The organism is Paenibacillus sp. S29, from assembly GCF_049319765.1.
Taxonomy (GTDB): domain Bacteria; phylum Bacillota; class Bacilli; order Paenibacillales; family Paenibacillaceae; genus Paenibacillus; species Paenibacillus polymyxa_B.
Genome location: NZ_JBMOUI010000001.1, coordinates 619768 through 632743, shown reverse-complemented (window position 1 = coordinate 632743; position 12976 = coordinate 619768). Strand labels below are relative to the sequence as shown.

The window sequence follows — 12976 nt, the reverse complement described above, 5'->3', positions numbered from 1 at the left end:
TAATAGAATCAATTTCACAATAAGAAAGGGTCCATGATGAAATTGATTCCCGATATGTTTGACAGGCCCGGCTGTACCAGCCCATCGTGCGATGTTCTTTGCATAAATTGTAACAGTTTGTAGGACATGCCGCAACACAAGCAGCCTCCAGATTTGCATCCGGTTAAAGATACCAAAACAATTGACGCACGAAATACACAACTTGGTTACACTTATCCAAGTTTAATTTTCCTTCATTTACAAAAAAACATATAAAAGAGCCTTATCCCGCCAGGTTCGCAAGGATAAGGCTCGTGTTGTTTTCATTTTCCTAATATCCATGAAGCATGCTTCAATCGAAATCGTTCTATTCATTTTAAAATGTGAAAAGTTCCTACTTCACAGGCTATTCCCGTTCGATCAGACCGTATTTGCCATCATTGCGCTTGTAAACTACGTTAACTTCTTCATTGTCAATATTGGAAAATACAAAGAAATTATGTCCAACCATGTTCATTTGAAGAATAGCTTCTTCCACATCCATAGGTTTCAATAAGAAACGCTTGGTGCGGACGACTTCCAGCTCATCCAGTTCTACATCCTCATCTTCAGCAACAGCCACGCCACCTGCCGGATCTTCCACAAAAAGGGTTTTTAAACTGCCTTCCTGACGGAATTTTCGGTTTAGCTTGGTTTTGTGCTTGCGAATCTGCCGTTCAAGCTTGTCTACCACGGCATCAATGGATGCATACATGTCATCGCTCTCGTCTTCGGCACGGAGTACAAGCCCCGGCAAAGGAATGGTTACTTCTACAGTGTGCAAATCTCTGGTTGTGCTTAACGTTACACTTCCATCAGACGTCGGGGGTGCATCGAAATACTTTTCAAGTCTGCTGAATTTCTTATCAACGTAGTCCTTCAAAGCGTCGGTAACCTCGATCTGTTGACCTCGTACTGTTAAGTTCATAGGGCACGCCTCCTTTGCCCCTTCAGTATAGCACATATGTTAACGCCAAGTAAAAAAAGAGACCAACATTCCGAAGCTATTTTACAAAATTCTTCTTTTTTCGCTAAAACGCTTCCGATAACGTCATTCTTTGAAAACAGGTATGTTTAAAATCGACTTGCATACATATGTGAATAATGAGTGCATATACGAATATTGCTCCGCTGACGTCCTGACAAACAACTATTTTGGGCTTCATGCTAAGCGATTTTTATCGAAAAAGGGGGTGTCCCTTTCCCGCTGAACAGGTACATGGACTTGTGCGGTATGCAAGGCCTGGTTACAACCCAGACAATTTATACGAAAGGATTATTACACCCAGCCTAGCTGGCTCTTCCTATACGGAGATCCCAAGATAACGGATTTGGAAGAGATGGAAAGTAGGAAGCTAATCCATGGCTTTTATTCAGCGTTACGTAACGAACCAGACGGGGGCTGTCACCTTTATAGGGAATACACTTGGGCTGGCACGCTCTAATTCGGTAGGAGTGCCGGGAACAACGACCAGCATTGGCGCGTTCATCACAACCAATACAGCCTCTCGCTTCGGCACGTATCCATTCGGTACGACTTCTGCCTTTACCAGTAACTCATCGACAGCATTCCTTGTGCTTCCTGCGGGCAGTACGGTGCTGTACGCTGAGCTTATTTGGGGAGGAAGTTATGCCAACGGCAGTACCAATGTATTATCCAGCACCAACAACCCGGTCACATTTCAGACACCTGCTTTATCTACTACGGTCAGTCCTGAATCTGCAACATCAGTCAACGTCACCAGTCTCAGTACCTATGTGAGAACAGCGAATGTCACAAATCTAGTCATTCAAGGCGGTGCAGGGGCATACACGGTCGGAAATGTGACGGGCACCATCACGGTTCCCGATTCCACCAACACCAACCATGCCGGCTGGACGCTGGCTGTGGTGTACAATAACCCATCTCTTCCCTTCCGTAACCTATCGCTACGCGTTGGTGGTGAAGGGGTCAGTACCGCTACAGGCTCGGTCAATGTGGTGGTGAGTGGCTTTGCCACGCCCGTACAGGGGACTTTGCGCGGCAGGGCACTGATTAGCGCCCAAGAGGGTGACGTGGACATCACTGGTGACCGTGCATTGTTTGGACCTACCACATCCAGTTTGACTGCGCTGTCTGGGCCTAATAATTTTTCAACTAATTTTTTCGCTTCTCAAATAAACGGAGACGACGGCATATTGGTCACGACCGGGACCTTCGGTACAACTAATGCCGTGAATGGGGCACCTGGAACGCAGGTGACGGGCGGAAGGCAAGGCTGGGACATTACCAATGTCTATATTTCCTCCACGCTGCTCAACAGCCAAACCACAGGCGTCCTCCAGCTGACAACAAATGGCGACATTTACACTGTAAATGCCAATGCCATTCAAATTGATATCAATGCTCCGCTGGTGACCCTGACCAAAACTGCCAGCTCTACAGGCTTGGTTATTGGCGATATAGTTACCTATACGGTTAACATTTCGAATACGGGGCTCGTCAGTGCTTCCAACGCAGTGCTTACCGATACCATACCAGCCGGGGCTACCTTCGTACCCGGCAGTGTTGTTGTCGCGGGCACAGCCCAGCCAACGGCCAATCCCGCTACAGGTATCACAGTGGGCAGTGTAGCTCCTGCTTCCACGGTGACCATTACATTCCGTGCAACCGTCACTTCATTGCCAGCAAACACCCAGCTGGGCAATCAGGCATCGGCATCCTTTTCCTTTCAAACCGTACCTGGAGGACCTGTCATTTCTGGCAACGTTCCGTCCAACACTGCCAGTACACCAATCTACCAACCTGTTATTGGGATTATTAAAAGTGCCAATACAACGGCTGCTACAGTTGGAGATACGATTACGTACACGTTTCAGATATCCAACACAGGCAGCATTGCTGCAAATCTCAGCTTTTCGGAGAGCATTCCCGCCGGATCATCCTTCATACCAGGCAGTGTGACCATTGGTGGTTCTTCCGTGCCTGCTGCCAATCCCGCTACTGGTTTTTCAGTAGGAACAATTAATACAGGTGCTACTATACCCGTGACCTTCCAGACCCTCGTCAACGTGGTTCCCGCCTCTGGTAATTTGACCGATCAGGCGGCTTACACGTATACCTTTACACCGCCTGACGGACGTATATTGAACGGAAGCGGGACGTCCAACACGCTCACCATTCCCGTATCCTCACCAAATGTGACCGTGACAAAAGCCTCTTCCCTGGCAGCCGCCGCAGTCGGAGAGACTGTTCAATTTACCATAACCGCCACAAACAACGGAATCGCCAATGTGACCAATGTAGTCGTTACCGATCCGCTACCAAGCGGAGTTGCCTTTGTACCTGGTAGCGTCACCGTGAACGGAACTGCTTCTGCGACTGCTACACCTGTGAATGGCATTCCGATCGGCACTTTAGCTCCAGGCGCATCGGTTACGGTTGTATTTCGGGCAGCCATTAATTCTCTGCCTTCTCCTGCACAGGTCAACAATCGTGCAACTGTCAGCTTCACTTCCGGGGCCTTTACCGGATCATCTTTGTCCAATCTTGTAACCATACCTGTCGTTATTGCAGCGCCGACGATTACCAAAAGCGCCAGCTCCAACCGTGCCAGCGTTGGCGGGACGATTACTTATTCATTCCTCATCGCTAATACCGGAACAGCGGTATTAAACACGACTTTGACGGAAACTGTACCGACAGGCTCCACCTTTATTCCCGGAAGCGTCATTGTCGGCGGGTCCTCAGTGCCAAGCGCCAATCCTAATACGGGAATTTCAGTGGGGACCGTAAGCCCTGGTGCACAAATTACAGTCTCATTCCGGACGACAGTGGATTCCCTACCACCCGGGGGTGGGTTAAACGATCAGGGCCTGCTCCAATATTCATATCAGTTGCAAGACGGAAGAACCCTGTCGGGCTCGCTTCTTTCCAATATTGTTTCCGTATCGATTTCGCTTCCCAACGTAGCAGTAACCAAGTCTGCGGGGTTCACATCCGTTAGTGTTGGCGAAGCACTGACCTACAGCGTGAACGCCGTTAATAACGGAATTGACCCCATCACAAACACCGTGATTACCGATCCACTCCCCGGCAGCGTGTCACTTGTGCCCGGAAGCGTAACCGTCGGTGGATCACCTGTGAGCACAGCCGATCCAAGAAGTGGGGTTCCAGTCGGCACCATTGGCGCAGGCGCATCCGTGCAGGTGTCCTATGCTGTGCTGGTCAATGCCGTTCCGTCCGTACAGCCGCTGCAAAACACAGCCAGTGTCAGCTTCACCAGCGGTGCTTTTACCGGAACATCCCAGACAAATACCGTCTCTGTGCCGGTTTATCAGCCTCGCATCAGTGTAGCCAAATCTGCAAATACAACAGCAGCTACGATAGGCGACACGATTCTGTACACATTGTTGGTCATGAACAGCGGCAATTATAACGCTTCAGTAACGCTGACAGATGCTATTCCTTCCGGGTCCACATTTATGGAGAACAGCGTGGTAATCAATGGCGTTAGTCAGCCCGGAGCTAGTCCAGCAGCAGGTATTTTCATCGGAACCGTGTCGCCGCAAAGCCCTATCACATTGACATTCCAAACTGTAGTGGCTTCTCTTCCAACACCATCCCAACTGACAGATCAGGCCACCGCCGCCATTTCCTTTACGTTGCCCGATGGGCGAGTGCGAACAGATAGCGCATCGTCCAACGTGTTATCCATTCCTGTGTCAGCGCCGAATGTGTCCATTTCGAAGACTGCAGACCGTTCCACCGCCATTCCGGGTGATTCGGTGTTATACACCCTGACCGTACTCAACAACGGACTACAGACCGTGAGTAATGTGGTCGTTTCCGATCCTATCCCGGCCGGCTCTCAATTCACCGCGGGTAGCGTAACGCTGAATGGCTCCACAATAGCCAGTGGAGATCCGTCTTTAGGTATCGTAATTGGGAGCATTGCCGCTGGAGGGGGACCTACAATCACTTTCAGAGCAACGGTGTCCTCTCCATTGCCAAGTCCGCCGCAGCTCACCAATCAATCGCGTGTCAGCTACACCAGCGGTGCTTTTTCAGGGGTATCCGTATCTAACCCGGTGACAGTGGCTTTGAACGCTCCGGTGTTAAGCGTAAGCAAAACCGCTGAGCCTATATCAGCCACAGTCGGAAACATCGTAACGTACTCTGTGGCAGTAACCAACAGCGGTAATATTGCAGCTGCTGCCACATTGATAGACAATATCCCCGAAGGCTCAGCACTGGTACCGAACAGCGTGGTTGTCAACGGTGTTCCTATTCCCGGTGCCAGTCCCGAAACAGGTCTGTCTATTGGCTCCATTGCACCTGGAGCCGTGACTCAAACAACTTTTCAGGTGGTGATTACTTCCGTGCCTTTACCTCCCCAACTCACCGACCAGGCGAATATCAGCTTTTCCTTTCAACCGCCGGATGGCCGGATTGTTAACGGCAATGTTTCGTCCAATATTGTCACAATTCCTGTATCATCACCCAATGTGCAGGTAAGTAAAAGTGCTTCGGTAGCTGACGCAGTTCCCGGCGATACAATAACTTATACCATTACAGCTACCAATAGCGGAGTCCAAACCGTGACGGATGTTCGGGTAAACGATACGATCTCGTCGGGCTCCACCTTTGTTCCTGGCTCGGTTATTGTAAATGGAACGACATTGCCGTCAGCCAGCCCCTTAACGGGGATACCAATCGGTTCCATCGCTGCTGGAGCGTCAACAACCGTCACCTTTTCCGTGTCTGTCAACAGCCTGCCTGAGCCACCTCAGCTGAGTGATCAGGCTACAGTTTCTTTTACTAGCGGTACACTGAACTTCACATCACTCTCTAACACAGTTGTCGTCCCTGTTTACCAGCCTATTATCAGTCTTGTTAAAATCGCAAATACGAGTCAAGCAACGGTAGGCGACACCGTAGTCTATACACTCACCGCCCAAAATACAGGTAATCTAGCAGCGACCGCCACCTTCACCGATGCCATTCCATCAGGCTCCTCCTTTATACCGAATAGCGTCACCGTGAACGGTCTGCCTGTTGCTGGAGCCAATCCTCAATCAGGGGTAGTGGTCGGAAACATTGCAGCAGGGGCTTCTGTCGCCCTTACCTTTCAAGTGGTCATTAACGCTGTCCCTGCTGGTCTGGGTCTATTAAATCAAGGTTCGGCCACATTCACCTTCCAGCCACCTGACGGCCGCACATTAAATGGGAGCGCACAATCGAATCCGGTGTTCATTCCCGTATCCAATCCGAATGTCACCGTGACCAAAACGGTCAATCAGACTTCTGTTGCCTTCGGCGATACCATTACGTATACCATTAATGCAGTAAATAGCGGCATTACACCCGTGACGGGAACTGTCTTTATCGACCCGATTGCTGATGGCACTACTTTTATACCTAACTCCGTACAAGTCAATGGTGTCACTATACCGGGAGCCAACATCGCCACAGGCGTATCCGTAGGCACTGTCCCTGCCGCCAGCTCAGTAGCGGTCACCTTCCAGACCACGGCAACATCCTTGCCAGCGTCAGGCTTGTCAACGGATCAGGCAACGGTCTCCTTTAATTCCGGGGCTTTCGCAGGTCAATCCGTCTCGAATCAAGTCAGCCTGCCTGTATTTCAGCCAATCTTGAATGTGACCAATACCCTCAGTGCAGATCGTGCAACCGTAGGGAATACACTTGGCTTTTTTATCACCGTAACCAATACCGGCAACGCGCCCGCAGAAACGGTGGTGCTTGATCTGTTGTCCAGCTCGCTTAGCCTGAATCAAAATAGCGTACTGGTCAACGGTTCGCCCATTCCCGGAGCAGACCCGATTACAGGCATTAATATCGGTTCAGTCGCCCCAGGTGCGACGGTAACCGTCTCGTTTAGCGCCGTGGTCATATCAGTACCACCTGGCTCCATATTAACCAACCAGGCCACTGTGAACTACACGTTCCAGCTACCAGATGGACGAACGCTGACCGGAAATGGTGCAGCCCTACCTGTATCCATTCCGATCTCATCACCGAATGTTACCGCCACGAAGGCAGCTGATGTGGCTGTCGCTGTCGTGGGTGATTCTATCCCCTATGTCATAACTGCGTTCAATAACGGACTCGATCCGGTTACTAACGTAATCGTCACAGATACCATTCCTTTTGGAACTGCCTTTGTCCCAGGCAGCGTTACAATCAATGGTACACCTGTTGTTACAGCCAATCCGCAAAACGGCATTCCTGTCGGAACGCTTGGAGCTGGGGGCGGAGCCACCATTCGCTTTTTGCTTAACGTACAATCACTGCCTTCGCCAGCGTCCATTACCAATGAAGCGACCGTCAGCTTTACTTCAGGTGCATTTAACGGATTTTCGGTATCCAATCCCGTTACCATCCCTGTGTATCAACCGATCGTCACTGTAACTAAAAGCGCGGGAACGGGAAGAGCTACGGTTGGAGATACGGTAACCTATACATTCTCCGTTACAAACTCTGGAAACATCGGCGCAGATACCGTCCTTAGTGATCCCATTCCGGCAGGGGCTGCTTTTATAGCTAATAGTGTAGTGATCAATGGCACCGCCGCACCTGGTTCAGATCCAAGTGTTGGGATTCCATTAGGTATCATAGGTGCAGCTACGACTGTCACTCTGACCTTTCAGGCAGTCATTACCTCACTGCCCGCATCAGGTACATTGGTCAATCAGGCGACCGCAGCTTACAGCTATCAACCTCCAGATGGTCGTGTCCTGACTGGAAGTGCAGTATCTCCGTCTGTGACCGTCTCGGTCTCTTCGCCAGATGTGGACGTTATCAAAACAGCCTCCGCTACAGATGCCGTAGTCGGAGATACCATTACGTATACTGTGATTGCTACGAATAACGGAATCAGTCAAGTCGTCAATGCCGTTGTATCTGATCAACTGCCACCCGGTACCAGCTTTGTTCCGGGTAGCGTAACCGTGAATGGAACTTCGGTGCCTGCTGCGTCGCCAAGCTCCGGTATCCCTGTAGGCACCATTGCAGTAGGTGGTTCGGCAGCAGTTACATTCCAGGTCTCCGTCGTTAATCTGCCGCAGCCGCCGCAAATAACCAATCAAGCGACCGTCAGCTTTACTTCAGGCGCGTTGACCTCGTCTTCGCAATCCGATCCGGTCACCTTGCCCGTTTATCAGCCGATCATCGGCCTGACCAAAACCGTGAATACCGTTAATACACAGATCGGATCAACATTGGTCTACACCCTGACGCTCACCAATACCGGAAATATTGCCGTTATACCTGTGCTGTCGGATAACATTCCTGCTGGCTCTGAACTACTGCCTAACAGCGTAGTCGTTAACGGCATCCTTGTACCAGGAGCTTCGCCAGTTACAGGCATAACGCTCGGATCACTGGCCCCTTCAGGCAGTATTACAGTGAGCTTCCAAACCATCGTCTCGTCTCTGCCAACTCCGCCTGTATTGACCGACCAAGGGCAAGCAAACTTTACGTACTCACCGCCAGATGGTAGGGTGCTGAGTGATTCCGTCACATCCAATACAGTCAATGTTGCTGTGTCTGCACCTAATATTCAGGTGACGAAAACATCCAGTCTGGCAGCCGCTGTAGTCGGAGATACGATCAGATATACACTGAGCATCACGAATAGCGGTGTGGATTCAGTCACAGATACTGTTGTAACAGACACAATTCCTGCAGGTACATCCTTCGTTCCGGGCAGTGTCCTAATCGACGGAGTAGCCTTCCCTAATGCCTCTCCGGTTGCTGGAATTGCCATTGGAAACGTCGCACCTGGAAATACATTCGTCGTCAGTTTCCAAACGACTGTCCAGTCTTTGCCGCAGCCACCACTGCTCACAGATATTGCAGCCGTCACGTTTACTAGCGGAACGTTCACTGGCACTGCCTTTTCCGATCCACTCATCGTACCTGTGTTCCAACCGTTAATTGCAATTACTAAGGCATCCAGCACTCTTAACGCCTCCGTCGGCGATACACTGACCTACACGATTACGGCCGTGAATAGCGGCAATATTGCAGCAGCGCTTACCATCAGCGATAACATCCCAGCCGGATCGACTTTCCTTGCCAACAGTGTCAGCATTGCCGGCAGTCCACAACCTGGATTGTCCATCGAAACTGGCGTTCCAGTTGGATCCGTGCTGCCAGGCGGAACGGTATCTGTAACGTTCCAAACCGTTATCAATACTCTGCCTAATCCACAGGTACTGGTCGATCAGGCATCAGGCTCATTCACTTTCCAACCACCAGATGGCAGAACTGTATCTGGATCTGCGGTATCCAATTTAGTTAGTATCTCTGTATCCTCACCAGACGTTAGCATCGTCAAAGGAACGACAGCTACCGACGCCATTATTGGCGATATCATTACCTACACACTGGCTGTCTCCAACAATGGGATCAGCACAGCCAGTAATATAGTGGTTTCAGATATGATTGCGGCGGGAAGCTCCTTTGTGAATGGCAGTGTTACCATAAACGGAACTTCCTTCCCTGATGGAAACCCTGGCTTTGGCATTGCCATCGGTACGCTCGCTCCAGGAGCTGTTACTACCGTTACGTTCCAGGTTCGAGTCGACTTCTTGCCAACACCGGCACAATTAACTAATCAGGCATCCGTTAGCTTTACCAGCGGAGTATTTACTGGCAGCTCAACATCTAATGTGATAACCATTTCGGTCTTCCAGCCGATCCTGACAGCAGTCAAAACAAGCAATACCAATAATGCCACAGTCGGAGACATCATCACTTACACGATTGTCGTATCCAACACGGGTAACATTGCAGCCTCGACTACTGTAAGTGACAATATTCCAGACGGCTCTGTATTCCTTCCGAACACAGTCTCGATTAACGGCATTGCAGCTCCCGGTGCAAGCCCGGTTTCTGGCATCTCGACTCCAGCCATACCACCAGGACAATCGGCAACCGTCACTTTCCAAGTGCTGGTATCCTCCATCCCTGCAACCGTACTACTAGTCGATCAGGCTGAGGTAGACTATCGCTTTAATGCACCAGATGGGCGAGAGGCAGGCGGTTTCCATTTATCCAACATTGTTGAGGTAGCCGTGTCACCGCTAGACATCACATTAAGTAAAAGCGTAAGCTCACCTTTCGCCACTACAGGCGATACCTTGACGTATGAACTCGTGATCCTCAACGAGGATACGAATACCGTGCAAGATGCCCGTTTGCTGGACACTTTGCCAGAGGACATCGAGTTTATTACAGGTTCAGTTCAGATTAATGGATCTACGGTGGCAGAAAGCGATCCCGACACTGGCATACCTTTGCCACCGTTAGAAGCGAATACCAAGACTGTCATATCCTTTGATGTCCGTATCACAGCGACAGAACAGCCAGGACCACGTACGAATCAGGCGCGCTTGTTACTCTCAAATGGTGAAGAAGCGAGTGCCGTTTTGTCCAATGCTGTCACCATTGCCTTACTTCAGCCTGTGGTGAAACTGACGAAAACAGCCAGCACGGAGAGCGTACAGCCAGGCCAAAGCATCACCTATTCTATCGTCACAGAAAATACGGGAAATATCGGTGCGTTTGGCTTGTTAACGGACTCATTGCCATCGGAGCTTGCTTTTGTTCCTGGCTCTGTTTCGGTTAATGGAATCCCTCAATATGGGGTCCGTCCAGGGCAAGGCATTGCCCTAGGCACCATCGCACCAGGAGAAAAAACGACTACCGTCTTCTCCGCGCTTGTCATTCGTGCCTCCGAGTCTGGCACACTGGTGAATCAAGCTTCGCTGGCTTACTCCTACCAGCTGCCCGACGGACGAAGCACGAATCTGGTAACTGCTTCACCTTCTGTCTCGGTTAAAGTAGCCCCTACTGCTAGAGGAGCCTTGTCAGCCGTGCTACGCACAACAGTGTCTACTGTCACATTAGGGGATGCTGTACCTTATCAGCTGACTCTTGTTAACGATGGAGGCTCGGTCATTACTGATGTAGTATTAGCCGATTACGTACCGAATGGAACCATCATAAACCCGGATAGCTTGAGAATTAACGGTTCTCCACCTGCTGCTAGCAAGCCGGGTGAACCATTATTTATCGGCAGCTTACAGGCGGGACAGACAATGGATGTATCCTACAGCGTGAACGTTCAGTCTCTGCCTCTCGGAGGACGTCTAAACAATAGCGTACGGCTTCAATATGCTGGCAGTGACGGTGCGAGCGAGGTTACCAGTAACACCGTGACTATAACTGTTTTTGATCCACAGCTTGCCGCAAGTATCTCTACGGAGAATACAGAGGCCATCGCAGGAGAAAGCCTTACTTATACGGTACTGCTCAACAACTTTGGCAACGTAACATCCGAAGTTACACTGCAACATTTCATTCCTGCCGGGACTCTATTGATTCCTGACAGCATACAGTTGAATGGTCAGTCACTGTCGGGAGTCGATCCTGCTGTCGGTGTTAGCCTTGGGTCTGTGGAACCCGGACAGTCATTGACACTGACTTATCAAGTGACCGTATTAGAGGCGCCTCCATCCGGCTACATCGTAAATCAAGCTGCCTTTGCCTACTCGTTTACGTTACCTGGAGGAAGAGTCGTATCGGGGACATTGAATACCAATACCGTTACGATCCCAGTTGTATTCCCACTGCTCGAATTAGTTAAAAAGGTGAGTACCACGGATGCCTCTGTAGGCGACACACTCACCTTCACCATACAGATTACTAACAAAGGGGGAATCACAGCGCAGTATCCGCTGTTCACAGACCCTTTGCCGCATGGACTCATTTATGTACCCAACAGCCTGACTATTCAAGAAAAAGCACAGCCAGGCGCTAATCTCGCTGCAGGTATCACGCTCCCGGATATTGCACCAGGGGAGACGCTCACCCTTACATTACAGGCACAAATCCGTGAAGCACCTGCAGATGGAACATTCAGCAACCAGGCCACCATCGAATATACCTCACGTCGTAGTGGAGGAGAGACCATTCAGGAAACCTCCCAGACCAACACCGTCGGCGTGACCGTTATTGCAGCCATCCCTAAACTTACGCTTAGCTCCAGCGCTTTGCGTGTCGGCCAAGAAGATACCCTGTCCTTTACCGTCTATGTGGAAAACATCGGAAACACCCCACTGGAAGAGCTCTTGCTCACTGCACCATTTGCAGCCGAAGATTTCATTTTGCTACGAACGGTCACCGTGAATTCTGTGCCACTTCCGCATCCTAACCTGCTCCAAGGTATTCCGTTAGGTCGGCTTGATCCAAACCACAAAGCAGTCATCGTATTCTCTTTCGACATCGAATCTGCGCTCCGCGCGTATCTGATCGCCCAGGTTATCCTGCGCTATCAATTCCGTTATCCAGACGGAAGCGTAGAGAAACAATCTGCCTCCTCCAATACCATTTTTGTGGAAATGGCTGACTTTGATGGTTCTCTAGAGTAAAAGTTCTATTGTGTTAAGCTCCTTACCACTGGGTAAGGGGCTTTTTTATGTAATTAGATAACATAAAAAAGCCCTGGAATATATTCCAGGGCAGTTGCTAGCGCGTTATCCATTGCTAACCATCTTACCAATTATGTAGGTCGGCTATGCCGGGGATGATTATAATTTGGTTACGTTAGCGGCTTGTGGTCCACGTGCGCCTTCGACAATGTCGAACTCCACGTCTTGTCCTTCTTCAAGTGTTTTGAAGCCTTCTGTTTGAATTGCGGAAAAATGTACAAATACGTCGCCGCCGTCAGATGTTTCAATGAAACCATAACCTTTTTCTGCGTTAAACCATTTTACTTTACCTTGCATGCACTAACATTCCCTTCGTCATCAAATGAAGTGAAGCTCTCGCCCACATTTCCGACTATACCACCCAAAGTTATCCATTGTCAATTGGAATTGATAATGTTTTCATGTATAGTTATTCCATATATAATACAATGGGTAAATAGTCAACAACTTTGTTCCTTGA

3 protein-coding genes are annotated in these 12976 nt (G+C 49.8%); 1 reads left to right on the top strand and 2 read right to left on the bottom strand.

Features of this window, described 5'->3' with window-relative positions; translation table 11 throughout:
- Positions 1-385: 385 nt before the first annotated feature.
- On the bottom strand, positions 386-946 hold the full coding sequence (gene hpf / locus ACL9RM_RS02875) for a ribosome hibernation-promoting factor, HPF/YfiA family (protein WP_013312261.1): 561 nt from the start codon (positions 944-946) through the stop codon (positions 386-388).
- 434 nt (positions 947-1380) lie between these two features.
- Here hpf and ACL9RM_RS02870 point away from each other — a divergent pair, with 434 nt between their 5' ends.
- Positions 1381-12456 (top strand): DUF7507 domain-containing protein, encoded by an 11076-nt coding sequence (locus ACL9RM_RS02870; RefSeq protein ID WP_414126184.1) that lies wholly within the window; start codon positions 1381-1383, stop codon positions 12454-12456.
- Between the two features lie 159 nt (positions 12457-12615).
- Here ACL9RM_RS02870 and ACL9RM_RS02865 read toward each other — a convergent pair whose 3' ends face one another.
- A complete protein-coding gene (locus ACL9RM_RS02865) occupies positions 12616-12813 on the bottom strand; it encodes a cold shock domain-containing protein (protein WP_013312263.1) in 198 nt (65 codons plus the stop codon).
- Positions 12814-12976 lie beyond the last annotated feature (163 nt).